This is a genomic window from Paraburkholderia sp. SIMBA_027, assembly GCF_046535315.1.
Lineage (GTDB): Bacteria > Pseudomonadota > Gammaproteobacteria > Burkholderiales > Burkholderiaceae > Paraburkholderia > Paraburkholderia tropica.
The window spans coordinates 163660-177071 of record NZ_JAWRWY010000005.1 but is presented as its reverse complement, the minus strand read 5'-3'; the positions used below and the strand labels follow the sequence as shown (position 1 = coordinate 177071).

Annotated in this window: 11 protein-coding genes and 1 tRNA gene; 7 read left to right on the top strand and 5 right to left on the bottom strand. The window is 65.7% G+C overall.

The window, feature by feature from the left end; genetic code table 11:
- Nucleotides 1-19: 19 nt before the first annotated feature.
- Together recX and recA are read right to left on the bottom strand one after the other, a co-directional pair.
- A complete protein-coding gene (gene recX, locus SB764_RS11145) occupies nt 20-883 on the bottom strand; it encodes a recombination regulator RecX (protein WP_260400158.1) in 864 nt (287 codons plus the stop codon).
- 310 nt (nt 884-1193) lie between these two features.
- Complete coding sequence (gene recA, locus SB764_RS11140; protein ID WP_065059317.1) at nt 1194-2270, bottom strand: recombinase RecA; 1077 nt, start codon at nt 2268-2270, stop codon at nt 1194-1196.
- 237 nt (nt 2271-2507) lie between these two features.
- Between recA and SB764_RS11135 the strand changes: the two genes are divergently transcribed.
- From SB764_RS11135 to SB764_RS11120, 4 genes are all read left to right on the top strand, one after another.
- A complete protein-coding gene (locus SB764_RS11135; protein WP_065059318.1) occupies nt 2508-3269 on the top strand; it encodes a response regulator transcription factor in 762 nt (253 codons plus the stop codon).
- Between the two features lie 12 nt (nt 3270-3281).
- Nucleotides 3282-4934: a sensor histidine kinase N-terminal domain-containing protein gene (locus tag SB764_RS11130; protein WP_410863564.1), complete on the top strand. Its 1653-nt coding sequence runs from the start codon at nt 3282-3284 to the stop codon at nt 4932-4934.
- A gap of 310 nt (nt 4935-5244) precedes the next feature.
- A complete protein-coding gene (locus SB764_RS11125) occupies nt 5245-6903 on the top strand; it encodes an MFS transporter (protein ID WP_065059320.1) in 1659 nt (552 codons plus the stop codon).
- A 104-nt stretch (nt 6904-7007) separates the two neighbouring features.
- Nucleotides 7008-7084 (top strand) — tRNA-Met (locus SB764_RS11120).
- 118 nt (nt 7085-7202) lie between these two features.
- Here SB764_RS11120 and SB764_RS11115 read toward each other — a convergent pair.
- Nucleotides 7203-8213 (bottom strand): sensor domain-containing diguanylate cyclase, encoded by a 1011-nt coding sequence (locus SB764_RS11115; RefSeq protein ID WP_074986757.1) that lies wholly within the window; start codon nt 8211-8213, stop codon nt 7203-7205.
- Between the two features lie 121 nt (nt 8214-8334).
- The gene (locus SB764_RS11110) at nt 8335-9042 is read right to left on the bottom strand and encodes a FadR/GntR family transcriptional regulator (protein ID WP_410863702.1); all 708 of its coding nucleotides are present in this window, start codon (nt 9040-9042) and stop codon (nt 8335-8337) included.
- Nucleotides 9043-9180: 138 nt separating this feature from the next.
- Here SB764_RS11110 and dgoD point away from each other — a divergent pair, with 138 nt between their 5' ends.
- Nucleotides 9181-10329 (top strand): galactonate dehydratase, encoded by a 1149-nt coding sequence (dgoD, locus tag SB764_RS11105; RefSeq protein WP_065059323.1) that lies wholly within the window; start codon nt 9181-9183, stop codon nt 10327-10329.
- Between the two features lie 398 nt (nt 10330-10727).
- Nucleotides 10728-11027 carry a hypothetical protein gene (locus SB764_RS11100; RefSeq protein WP_065059324.1) on the top strand — a complete coding sequence of 100 codons (300 nt, stop codon included), beginning with the start codon at nt 10728-10730 and terminating at the stop codon, nt 11025-11027.
- A gap of 43 nt (nt 11028-11070) precedes the next feature.
- On the opposite strand, the gene SB764_RS11095 is transcribed toward SB764_RS11100, so the two are convergent.
- Nucleotides 11071-11997 (bottom strand): CopD family protein, encoded by a 927-nt coding sequence (locus SB764_RS11095; protein WP_410863562.1) that lies wholly within the window; start codon nt 11995-11997, stop codon nt 11071-11073.
- A gap of 653 nt (nt 11998-12650) precedes the next feature.
- Between SB764_RS11095 and SB764_RS11090 the strand changes: the two genes are divergently transcribed.
- A complete protein-coding gene (locus tag SB764_RS11090; protein WP_065059326.1) occupies nt 12651-13406 on the top strand; it encodes a c-type cytochrome in 756 nt (251 codons plus the stop codon).
- Nucleotides 13407-13412 lie beyond the last annotated feature (6 nt).

Genomic DNA, 13412 nt, shown 5'->3' with positions numbered 1-13412 from the left:
AGGCGGTTCAATTTTCCGGCTAATCGCCGTCGAAGCCGTCCTCGAAGCTGTCTTCAATGCCTTTGAGAATTTTGCCGATGATCGACATCGAAAAACCGCGCGCGGCGAGAAAACGCGCCTGACGCGCGCGCTCGGCGGGCGTCTCGGGCAACTGGCCGTACTTCTTCTTCCAGACGGCGCGGGCGCGCACAAGTTCCGTCTCGCGCAACTGCGTGCTCACTTCCTCGATGAGTTCCTCGCCCACCGCATGACGTTTGAGTTCGCTGACGATGCGTCCCGCGCCGACCCGCGAGGCCCGGCGATAAACGACGCTTTCGGCGAAGCGCGCGTCGGAGAGCCAGCCGTCGCGTTCGAGCGTGTCGAGGAGTGCCTCTAGTTCATCGGCGTTGTCGGTGTACGCCATGAGCTTGCGCGAGAGTTCCGCCCGGCTGTACTCGCGACGCGAAAGGTAGCCGAGCGCGCGGCCCTTGAGCGAGCGCTCGGGGCGCTGGCGACTGTTGGCGGCGGCGTTGGCCTTGCGTGCGGCGCGCATCGTGGACGTGCGCTCGTAGCCGTCACCGCCGTCTTCGAGCGCTTTTTCTACCGCGCGCGCCCTGTCGTGCGCGTCGAACGATTCGCGCTCGTCGACTTCGTCGCGGCGGACGGCGGGACGAGCGAACGACTGCCTGGCCGCGCGCGGCGCGCGGCGCGGTTCGGAATCCAATAGGGAGTCAGATGCGGATTCGGGTGCGGAGGCGCGGCGCACAGCGGTCGGTTCAGACGATGGCGACGAGGAAGCGTTAGCGCTGCCGGCATCGACGGGCGCGTCGAAAAATGCCTCGAACGGCACTTCGAACACCGCGCCGCCTTCGTCGTCGAGATCGGGCGTGGAAGAATGGGACAAAAGCTGAGGCTCGGAATGCACAAAGCCGCGATCGCCCGAATGGGCGTCGCGGCTTTGCGAGGTAGTACCAGATGAAACGCGGGCGGACTCGCCGGAATGATCAGGGGCGGATCCGGACGCAGATCCAGAAGCAGACCCGAACGCGGAAAGGGAGCGCCGATTCGCGCCCCGCGCACCACCGCTGGCTTCACGCAGATGCTCCGCCTCGCTCGAAGTCGAGGACGAAGCCTTCGCGGCCTCAGACGGCGCCGAGGCGAACCCGCGCTTGCGCATCACAGTCGTGCCACTCTTTCGGGGCCCGATTCAGAACTTATTCTTCGTCTGCGATTTCGACTTCGCCGGTGTCGGCAACACCGTCCGGCATGGCGTTCACGCCAAGCGATTCGCGGATGCGGTTTTCAATCTCGCGGGCGATGTCTGCGTTTTCGCGCAGGAATTCGCGTGCGTTGTCCTTGCCCTGACCAATGCGTTCGCCGTTATAGCTGTACCACGCACCTGCCTTGTCGACGATCTTGGCCTGCACGCCCAGGTCGATGATTTCGCCCTGACGCGAGATGCCTTCGCCGTAGAGAATGTCGAACACGGCTTCGCGGAACGGCGGCGAGACCTTGTTCTTGACGACCTTCACGCGCGTTTCGCTGCCGATGACTTCGTCGTTCTTCTTGATCGAACCGATACGGCGAATGTCCAGACGCACCGACGAGTAGAACTTCAGCGCGTTACCACCGGTGGTGGTTTCCGGATTGCCGAACATCACGCCGATCTTCATACGAATCTGGTTAATGAAGATCACCATGCAGTTCGTCTTCTTGATCGTGCCGGTGAGCTTGCGCAGCGCCTGCGACATCAGACGTGCCTGCAGACCCGGCAGCGAGTCGCCCATTTCGCCTTCGATTTCAGCCTTCGGCACGAGTGCCGCGACCGAGTCGATGACGATCATGTCGATCGAGCCCGAGCGCACCAGCGCGTCGGTGATTTCGAGCGCCTGTTCGCCCGTGTCCGGCTGCGAGATGAGCAGTTCCGGCACGTTCACGCCGAGCTTCGCGGCGTACTGAACGTCGAGCGCGTGTTCCGCGTCGATGAACGCCGCCGTGCCGCCGAGCTTTTGCAGCTCTGCGATCACCTGCAGCGTGAGCGTGGTCTTACCCGACGATTCCGGACCGTAGATTTCGACCACACGGCCGCGCGGCAGGCCGCCGACGCCGAGCGCGATGTCGAGACCGAGCGAGCCGGTGGACACCACCTGAATGTTTTCGACCGCATCGCCGTCGCCGAGTCGCATGATCGACCCTTTGCCGAACTGCTTTTCGATCTGCGCGAGCGCAGCGGCCAGCGCCTTGCCCTTTTCAGCAGTCAGCCCAGCCGAGCCTTTCTTGCTATCTTCCATGAATCGTCCTTTGCTATGATGAACGGCGTCTCGTGACGATGCGGGCGTGCTTTTGCACACACACGCATGAACGCAGACACTGTATAAAAAAACAGTGGTTTTGGCAAGCGCGTTTTCGCACGCTTTTTCGTACGCGCCCGCCTGAACCGCAAATTGACCAGGAGACCGCCGCGCGCCGCCCGCCCCTCGTGCGAGATGGCACAGGCGCGGCGATGCCTGACTCGACGCAGGCGCATCATGCGAATTCTCATTGCCGAAGACGACAGCATACTCGCGGATGGTCTGGTCCGATCACTCCGCCAATCGGGCTATGCCGTCGATCACGTGCCGACCGGCGTGGACGCCGATACGGCCTTGTCGATGCAGTCGTTCGACCTGCTGATCCTCGACCTCGGCCTGCCCAGAATGACGGGCCTCGAAGTGCTGCGCCGTTTGCGCGCGCGCAATTCCAACCTCCCCGTCCTGATCCTCACGGCCGCCGACAGCGTCGATGAACGCGTCAAAGGACTCGACCTCGGCGCCGACGACTACATGGCCAAGCCCTTCGCGCTCAACGAGCTCGAAGCGCGCGTGCGCGCACTCACGCGGCGCGGCGCGGGCGGCGGCCCGACCGTCGTGCGCCACGGCGCGCTCGCCTTCGATCAGGTCGGGCGCGTCGCGCGCATCAACGAGCAGGTGCTCGATCTGTCGGCGCGCGAACTCGGCGTGCTCGAAGTGCTGCTGCAACGGCTCGGGCGGCTCGTCTCGAAGGAACAGCTCGTCGATCACCTGTGCGAATGGGGCGAGGAAGTGAGCAACAACGCGATCGAGGTCTACGTGCACCGCCTGCGCAAGAAGCTCGAAGCGGGCGGCGTGCGCATCGTGACGGTGCGCGGCCTCGGCTACTGCCTCGAGAAAGAAGCGAACGGCGCGAAGGACGCGGGCGCGGCGAACGCAACCAGTACGGCCGGCGCATCGACGGCGGCGCCCGCGATGCCCGCCAGCCACTACTACAAGTAAGCGGGCGCCATCATGGCCGGGCCCGCGCGCTCCGCGTCCACCGACGGCACGCCGCCGGACGCCTCGCCACGCTCGACGACCGCCGCCAACGACGACACGCTCGACGACGCCGCGCGCGACGCCCGCTACGCCAATCCGTTCGCCCCGCCCGACGAAGCCGAATCCGCCGACGCCGGCGACAAGCGTCCGCGCTCGCTGTTCGGCGAGATTCTCGACTGGATGCTCGCGCCGCTGCTGCTGCTCTGGCCGATGAGCATCGCGGTGACGTATCTGGTCGCGAAATCGATCGCCAACGGGCCGTTCGACCGCGCGCTCGAAACCGACGCCTACGTGCTTGCGCGCCAGATCCATCCGGTCAACGGCGTCGCCGAACTCTCGCTGCCCGACTCCACGCGCGACTTCCTGCGCGCCGATAACGTCGACAGCGTCTATTACCAGGTGCTCGGCACGCGCGGCGAACTCGTCGCCGGCGACCGCGAGATGCCGCTGCCGCACGACGACGACCGGCCGCCGCCCGGCCTCGTCGAGTTCCGCGACGACACGCTGCACGGCATCGACATCCGCGTCGCCTATACGACGGTCGAACCCGCGCATCTGAGCGGCGGGCAGCCCGTGCTGGTTCAGGTCGCCGAAACGCTCGACAAGCGCCGGGCGCTCGCCAACGACATCATCAAGGGCGTGATCCTGCCGCAGTTCGTGATTCTGCCGCTCGCGATCCTGCTGGTCTGGTTCGGGCTCTCGCGCGGCCTCGCGCCGCTGCACGCGCTGCAGTCGAACATGCGCACGCGCCGTCCCGACGATCTTTCGCCGCTCGAAGCGCGCCGCGCGCCGCCCGAAATCGAGCCGCTCGTGACCTCGTTCAACGACCTGCTCACGCGCCTCGAACAGAACATGCAGCTGCAAAAGCGCTTTATCGCCGACGCCGCGCATCAGATGAAAACGCCGCTCGCGGGCCTGCGCACGCAAGCCGAACTCGCGCTGCGCCACGAGGCGCCCGCCGAGGTGCATCGCTCGCTCGAACAGATCGCGACGAGTTCGGAGCACGCCGCGCGGCTCGTCACGCAGTTGCTCGCGCTCGCGCGCGCCGAAAACCGCATGACGGGGCAGATTTTCCAGCCCGTCGATATCGCCGAGGCGGCGCGGCTCGCGGTGCGCGACTGGGTGCAGCCCGCGCTCGCCAAGCACATGGATCTGGGCTACGAAGGCCCCGACAATCCCGGCGCGGATGAGCGTGAAACGGACCCCGGCACACAGGACAGCGAAGCGGACATCGCCGCGGATCAAGCACCCGTGCTCGTCGACGGCAATCCGGTGATGCTGCGCGAAATGCTCTCGAACCTGATCGACAACGCGATCCGCTACACGCCCGCGGGCGGGCGCATCACCGTGCGCGTGCGGCCCGAACCGGCGGCGCGCGCCGTGCATCTGGAGGTGGAGGACACCGGCATCGGCATTCCGGCGGCCGAGCGCGAGCGCGTACTCGAGCGCTTCTATCGCATCCTCGGGCGCGACGGCGACGGCAGCGGCCTCGGCCTCGCGATCGTGCGTGAAATCGTGACGATGCACGGCGGCGCGCTCACTATCGGCGACAACGTCTATCAGGACTCGCCGCGCCTCGCGGGGACGCTCGTGCGTGTGACGCTCGCGATGCGCGGCGCGGCCTGAACGTCGATTACGACGCCGAAACTGACGGCATCAGGTGAAATCCTGGGCGTCAGGCTGGCTGGGACTTTCCCTTAGCGGCACGCGGCGAGAGCACGCATGGAAAATCGATTTGACGAATTTAGAGTTACGTTGAATAAAAATTGGACGATCTTGGGCGACGTTATCACACCACACCCACCAGATCAGCCCACTCGCGCAGCCCGCTCCCTCGTCAGAACCCCGTAAGTTTCCGTTCGAATAATGCATCGCAGGACCACCGCGCCCGCGTCTGCGGGGCGGCCCCACACGCATATCAATACTGGAGACATCTATGGCAACCGTTGGCGGACAAGTCTCGCACGCGCCGATGACCAAGGACGAAAAACGCGTGATCTTCGCGTCGTCCCTCGGCACCGTGTTCGAGTGGTACGACTTCTATCTGGCCGGCTCGCTCGCGGCCTTCATCAGCAAAAGCTTCTTCTCGGGCGTGAACCCCACGGCGGGCTTCATCTTCACGCTGCTCGGCTTCGCGGCGGGCTTCGCCGTGCGTCCGTTCGGCGCGATCGTGTTCGGGCGTCTGGGCGACCTCGTCGGCCGCAAGCACACGTTCCTCGTCACCATCGTCATCATGGGTCTGTCGACTTTCGTGGTCGGCTTCCTGCCAGGCTATGCGTCGATCGGCATTGCGGCGCCGGTGATCTTCATCCTCATGCGTCTGTTGCAGGGCCTCGCGCTCGGCGGCGAGTACGGCGGCGCGGCGACCTACGTCGCCGAACACGCGCCGCCCGGACGCCGCGGCTTCTACACTGCCTGGATCCAGACGACCGCCACGCTCGGCCTGTTCCTCTCGCTGCTCGTGATCCTCGGCGTGCGTACCGCCGTGGGCGAGGAAGCGTTCGGCGCCTGGGCCTGGCGCGTGCCGTTCGTCGCGTCGATCCTGCTGCTCGCGGTCTCGGTCTGGATCCGTCTGCAACTCGACGAATCGCCGGCGTTCAAGCGCATCAAGGCCGAAGGCAAGATCTCGAAGGCGCCGCTCTCGGAAGCGTTCGGCCAGTGGAAGAACCTCAAGGTCGTGATCCTCGCGCTGATCGGCGTGACGGCGGGCCAGGCCGTGGTCTGGTACACGGGCCAGTTCTACGCGCTGTTCTTCCTCACGCAGACGCTCAAGGTCGACGGCGCGAGCGCCAACATCCTGATCGCGCTGGCGCTGCTGATCGGCACGCCGTTCTTCCTGTTCTTCGGCTCGCTGTCGGACAAGATCGGCCGCAAGCCGATCATCATGGCCGGCTGCCTGATCGCCGCGCTGACCTACTTCCCGCTCTTCAAGGCGCTCACGCACTACGCGAATCCGGCGCTCGAAGCGGCCACGGCGCGCGCGCCGATCGTCGTGATCGCGAACCCCGACGAGTGCTCGTTCCAGTTCAACCCGGTCGGCACCTCGAAGTTCACGAGTTCGTGTGACATCGCCAAGAGCGCGCTCTCGAAGGCCGGCCTGAACTACTCGAACGTGGCCGCACCGGCGGGCACGCTCGCGCAGATCAAGGTGGGCGACACGACCATCGACACTTTCGACGGCAAGGCGCCTGGCGCGAAGGAGGCCGGCGCGGCGTTCGACAAGACGCTCTCGGGCGCATTGAAGAGTGCGGGCTATCCGCTCAAGGCCGACCCGGCGCAACTCAACTGGCCGATGAGCGTGGTGATCCTGACCATCCTCGTGATCTTCGTGACGATGGTGTACGGGCCGATTGCGGCGATGCTGGTGGAGATGTTCCCGACGCGCATCCGCTATACGTCGATGTCGCTGCCCTATCACATCGGCAATGGCTGGTTCGGCGGCTTCCTGCCCGCAACGGCGTTCGCGATCGTGGCGGCGCGAGGCGATATCTACTCGGGCCTCTGGTATCCGATCATCATCGCGCTGGCGACCTTCGTGATCGGCATGCTGTTCGTGAAGGAGACGAAGGACTCGGATATCTACTCGCAGGATTGATTCTGTGTCGATCCGGTCGATTTAGCCCCGGCCCGGCGGTCTCGAAAAAAGTTGAAGATAGCGCTTGACAGACCTCAGGGCCGCCCGCATAATCTTTCTTCTTAGGCGAATTAGCTCAGCCGGTTAGAGCGACGGAATCATAATCCGCAGGTCCGGGGTTCGAATCCCTGATTCGCCACCAAATGCGAAAGCCGCTGACCCACAAGGTCAGCGGCTTTTTCTATTTGCGCGCCGCGTTTATCTCGCCGCCGCTTTTACAGACTTCGCGCCGCAACTTCCTCAGCGCGAAGCCCAGTCCCTCACTCCGCGCCCTTCCCCCGCTTCGCCACGTACATCGCCTGATCCGCGCGATCGAGCAGCCGTGTCATTTCCACGCCGTCTTCCGGCAGCACCGCCACGCCCACGCTCACGCCCAGTTCGATCGTCTGCCCTTCGAATTCGAACGGCTCGCCGACCTTCTCGCGAATCCGCCGCGAATACACTTCCGCGTCGCTGCGGCCATCGATGCCCGGCAGAATCATCGCGAATTCGTCGCCACCCACGCGCGCGGCCGTATCCACGCGGCGGCTGTTGCTCGCGATGCGCGCCGCCGTTTCCCTGATCGCCGCGTCGCCCGCGCGATGGCCGTAGCGGTCGTTGATCGGCTTGAGGCCGTCCATGTCGAGATTGAGCACGCCCAGTCCGCCTTCCGAACGCACCGCGAGATCGACCGACTGACGCAGACGGTCGTAGAACAACGCGCGGTTCGGCAGGCCGGTGAGCGCGTCGTGCGTCGCACGCAGATAGAGTTCGCTCGTTTCGTGGCGCGCGGCGTGGAACATCGCGGCCGCGATCAGGCCGGACATCAGCGAGAGCGTTTCGATGTCGTCGTCGTCGAAGGCGCCGACTTCGGGCGCCACCACCTTCAGCACGCCCACGGTCGCATCGAGATGCTTGAGCGGCGTGACGATCATCGAGCGCAGGCCGACGCGGCGACACGCTTCGCGGTCCACGCGCGGATCGGCTTCGGAGTCGTCGCAGCGCAGGATTTCGCCGCTGCTCACGCACAGCCCGGAGAGGCTCGATTCGCGCGCGAGGCGCAAGCCGAGCATGCCGGCCACGCTGCCCGACGCCGCGCGATAGACCATCTCGCCGCCTTCGGCGAGTTCGACGGCCGCGCCCTGCGCGCCGGTCAGATGTTCGGTGCGTTCGGCGACGAAGGCCATCACGCCGCCGAGGTCGAGGCCGAGTCTCGCGATGTCGGATTGCGCGCGGATGATTTCGAGGAGCGTGGCGTTGTCGAGCCGAGGGCCGCCGAGGTCGTTTTTCATGGCGTCAAACGTTTGCGTAAGAGCCCTTTTCGCGCAGATCGGCGCGCCACGGGCAGGACGCGCAAGCATAGCAAACTCGCGTCCCTGCTTTCAGCGTTGTCTTTTTACACGCCGTTTCGGTTCAACCTTCGATCCGCTCGCGCGTCACACGCAGCAGGGCCGCCATCGCTTCGCGCGCCGTGCCTGCGTCGCGCCGCGCGATCGCGTCGAACACTTTCGTGTGATCCGGCAGCGCCGCGTTGAACACATCGGCGCGCTTGGCGTTCACGCGCAACTGTCCTTCGAGCGTGCGCTCGATCAGCGTGCCGAGCGGCACCAGCAGTTCGTTGCGGCAAGCGGCGAGCACGGCCAGGTGAAAGCGCAGATCGGCGCGCACCCATTCGTCGACGTTGCGCGCGTCGGTCATCGCGGCGTGGGCGTCGGCGAGATCGGCGAACGAGACGTCGTCGTGCGCGCCCGCCGCGAGCTGCGCGGCGTAAGGCTCGATCATCTCGCGCATTTCCTGCAGCTTGAGCGCGAACGCGAGCGGCGGCGCGACGCGTGCGTACCAGTCGAGCACGTCGGCGTCGAGCAGGTTCCACGCTTCGCGCGAGCGCACGCGCGTGCCGACCTTCGGCCGCGATTCCACGAGTCCTTTCGAGGTGAGCGTGCGCAGCGCTTCGCGCAGCACCGTGCGGCTCACGTCGAAGCGCTCCATCAGGTCCGCTTCGCGCGGCAGCGTCGTGCCGGGCGCGTAGTCGCCGCGCAGAATTGCGCTGCCAAGTTCGAAGGCGACGGTGCCGTGCAGATCGCGCTGAATGACGTTCTCCTTGTATTCGAGGGGGACGATCGCCCAGATACTGGGAACCGATGCAAAATAATACTATTAATAGCACTTAAAGGCGAATTTTGCAGTAGCATGTGCTCCGAGACGCGCCGGGCCCGCCGCTCGCGCCGTGCGCCCATCGAACCGTTCTGGAGACACCGCATGAAAATCACCAAGCTCGAAACCTTCGTCGTGCCGCCCCGCTGGCTCTTCCTCAAGATCGAAACGGACGAAGGCATCATCGGCTGGGGCGAGCCCGTCGTCGAAGGCCGCGCGCACACGGTTGCCGCCGCCGTCGAAGAACTGTCCGACTATCTGATCGGCAAGGATCCGCTGCTGATCGAAGACCACTGGCAGGTGATGTATCGCGCGGGCTTCTACCGCGGCGGTCCGATCACGATGAGCGCGATCGCGGGCGTCGACCAGGCGCTCTGGGACATCAAGGGCAAGCATCATGGCGTGCCGGTGCACGCGCTGCTCGGCGGCCAGGTGCGCGACAAGATCAAGGTCTATTCGTGGATCGGCGGCGACCGTCCGAGCGACGTCGCGAACAACGCGCGCGCCGTGGTCGATCGCGGCTTCAAGGCCGTGAAGATGAACGGCTCGGAAGAGCTGCAGATCATCGACACCTTCGACAAGGTGCAAGGCGTGATCAACAACGTCGCGGCCGTGCGCGAGGCCGTAGGCCCGAACGTCGGCATCGGCGTGGACTTCCACGGCCGCGTGCACAAGCCGATGGCGAAGGTGCTCGCGAAGGAACTCGATCCGTTCAAGCTGATGTTCATCGAAGAGCCCGTGCTCTCGGAGAACGTCGAGGCGCTGCGCGACATCGTCAACCAGACGAGCACGCCGATCGCGCTCGGCGAGCGTCTCTACTCGCGCTGGGACTTCAAGCACATTCTCGCGGGCGGTTACGTCGACATCATTCAGCCCGACGCTTCGCACGCGGGCGGGATCACCGAATGCCGCAAGATCGCGTCGATGGCGGAAGCCTATGACGTGGCGCTCGCGCTGCACTGCCCGCTCGGTCCGATCGCGCTCGCCACCTGTCTGCAGATCGACGCGGTGAGCTACAACGCGTTCATCCAGGAACAGAGCCTCGGCATTCACTACAACCAGGGCAACGACCTGCTCGACTACATCAAGAATCCGGAAGTCTTCAAGTACGAAGACGGCTTCGTGTCGATTCCGCAAGGTCCGGGTCTGGGCATCGAAGTGAACGAGGAGAAGGTGCGCGAGATGGCGAAGGTCGGTCATCGCTGGCGCAATCCGGTGTGGCGTCACGAGGATGGCAGCGTCGCCGAGTGGTGATGTGTGCTGGCGCACAGATCGCGGCGCGATCATGTCGGCAATCGAGGCTGATCGTCGATGAGCGTGCGTATCGCGGAGCTTGCATCCGCGATACGCACAGCGCGCGTCACCTGCGTTACGTGACGTGTTTCGCGCACCACGTTTCAGCGCCGTAACGTTTCAGCCCGGTTTGGGCCCGCAACGCCGCGTCTCGCCTTCGGGCGGTCGCGGCGTTCGTCGTTTTCGCACATAGCGCGCGTGTTCGCGTGTGTAGCTAAAGCCTTGGCGCGCAAGGCAAAAACATCGTATCGCCGGCATCGCGTTCGCGGCGCGCGGCGCACCAGGCGCAATACCGACTCGCATTGGCCTGCTCCTTGCTGAATCCCCTGTACGACAAATCGAACGATACGGGGATACACATGGACGCGATGCTGCCCGACTACCTGATCCGAGAGCAGGCCGCCGTAGGCGCGCTCGTCACTTTCGGCCTGACGCGCGTGATCGCCGCCGCCGTCGCCTGCACGCGCGGCTGGCGCATTCTCATGGTCGAGCAGAGCTTTATCGGGCTCGCGGTGCTCTGGTGCGCGCCGCAACTGTTCGATCTGATCGCGCATCCGTCATCGGTGCTCGCGCTCGCGGAACTCGAAGGCAAGGCAATCGGTTGCGCGATCGCCCTGTTCTTCTCGCCGATTCTCAGTCATCGGCTCGGTTACGAATAAGGGTTACGAATCAGCGCGATCACGCGCGCAAGCGCGGCGTGTTTCAGCCCTGCAACACGTAGCCCGGCACGCTATGACCGAGCACGGCCGCGATCACGAGGATGGCCATCATCACCAGCGCTTCGAGATGCAGCACATTGACGAAGCGGCGCGCCGCGCCCGTCGACGCCGCGCGGCGCAGTTCCGGCATCACCATCACGCGGTTGACGGCGCCGAGCGCGAGTGCGAGCGCGACCAGCGCGAGCTTGGCCAATAGCACGCGGCCCCACTCGCTGCCCGTGAGCGCATCGAGCGAGCCGCCGGTGCCGCGCAGCGTGTTGAACACGCCGGTCGCGAGCACGAGTCCCACCGCGAACAGCGCGACGTTCGAGAGCTGGCCCGCCGTGCGGATCAGCACGCCGCGCGCCGTCGACGCACCCAGCGCCGGCAACACCGCGAGACCGCCCGCCATCACGATGCCGCTCCATGCGCTCGCGCTCAGCACGTGCAGCGTGTTCAGGCCGAGCGCGGCCGAGGCGAAGCCCGCATCGGCCGCGTGACCGAGACCCGCGCGGCCCGCGGCGACGGCGATCAGCGCGAGCCACAGCACGCCGTCGCGCAGCGGGCTCGCGCCCGCGAACGCGGCGAGCAGCACGACGAGCGCGCCGCCGAACGCCACCGACCACGCATGGCCCACGTGCGTTTGCGAGAGCACGGTCGGCACCACGCCGAAGGACGCGGGCAAGGTCTCGCCGCTGATCGACGCACTCTCGTAGAGCAGCCACATGACGAGCGCGATTACGAGCACCAGCGAGCCCGCGCGCAACGAACGCTGCGCGCGCAGCCACGCGGGCCGCGCGGGCGCGATGGCGCTGCGGGCGTCCTTCCCCAGCCACGCGCCGTAGAGCGTCGAGCCGAGCGCGAAGGCGTAGGCGAGATTCACCAGGGCGGCCATCGCGACCTGCCCGATCCAGAGCCAGTCAGCTTTCATCGGCGCGCGCCCTCCAGACAGTCGGAAGTTCCGGCACGCGGGGACGGGGACGGCGGTTGCATCGGCGGGGTAAGTGCAATTGGAGTCATCGAGACGAGTGGCAAGGAAACAACAACAAAACGGCAACAAAACGGCAACAAAACAGCGACGAAACCACGAAGCCGCGGTGAGCGTTCGAAACAGGATTGAAACCGGCGGTGGCGACGTTTGCGCGCCCCGGACAAGCGCGCACGCGATGCGGCGCGACTTTCCGGAAAGGAGCCTGCTTCGATAGCCGCGACGCCGTTCAGTTCAATACCGGATCGTGCACGCGGCGCGCAGCCACTCCCTGCGCTTCGTCAAATCGCCATGCGGATGGCATGGAAGCGAGGTCAAGCAGGGTCAATCCCGAGTCACGAATCGGCTAACGGGTGCAGAATCATAACCGGCGACGCCGCGACCTTCGGCCGCAATCCTGGAGATCGGATCGGGCCGGGTCACTGTGCGTCTCCGGGCAAGCCCGCGTTGGCGGCCCGGAGCGCATGTGGCAAAAAGTCACTGTCGAGGCGATGCTAGAATCGGCTGCGTCGCCGCAGCGCGCACGGGTCGTCTGCTTTTATCGCGCGCAACCTGGAAGCCGGGTCGCTCGAAGCCTGGCAGGTCCACGATAAAGAATGGAGTCACGCGTGTCCCCAAGACGTCTCGTCCGACCGCTCATTCCGCTCGCCGCGCCGCTCCTGGCTGCATTGCTGTTCGGCACGTCCGGAATCTTCAGCGCCGCTTCCGCCCAGACCCCGCAACCCAAAGCCCCCGACACGATCGAATCGCGCGTGCAGGGCTGCACCGCGTGCCACGGCTCGCACGGTCAGGGCACCGACAACGACTACTTCCCGCGTCTCGCCGGCAAACCGGCCGAGTACCTCTACAACCAGTTGATGAATTTTCGCGAGGGTCGCCGCAAGTACCCTCCGATGAATTATCTGGTCACCTATCTCTCCGACGATTACCTGCACGAGATCGCCACGTACTTCTCGCAGCAGCGGCCGCCCTACCCGCCGCCCGCGAAAGCCACGGTCAGCGACAGCACGCTCGCGCGCGGCCAGGCGATCGTCCTGCGGGGCGACCCGGCGCGCCAGGTGCCCGCCTGCGCGGCCTGCCACGGTGCGAAGCTGACCGGCATGGAGCCGGCCATTCCCGGCCTCGTCGGGCTGCATGCGGACTACATCAGCGCGCAGATCGGCGCCTGGCGTTCGGGCTCGCGTCACGCCAAGGCGCCCGACTGCATGCACGAGATCGCCACGCGTCTCACCGACGACGACGTGAACGCCGTCGCGGCCTGGCTTGCCACGCAGAACGCGCCGCAAAATCCCGTGCCGGCCGCGGCTGGCTCGTTGAAGACGCCGCTCGCATGCGGCAGCGAACCGCAATAAGGCGCC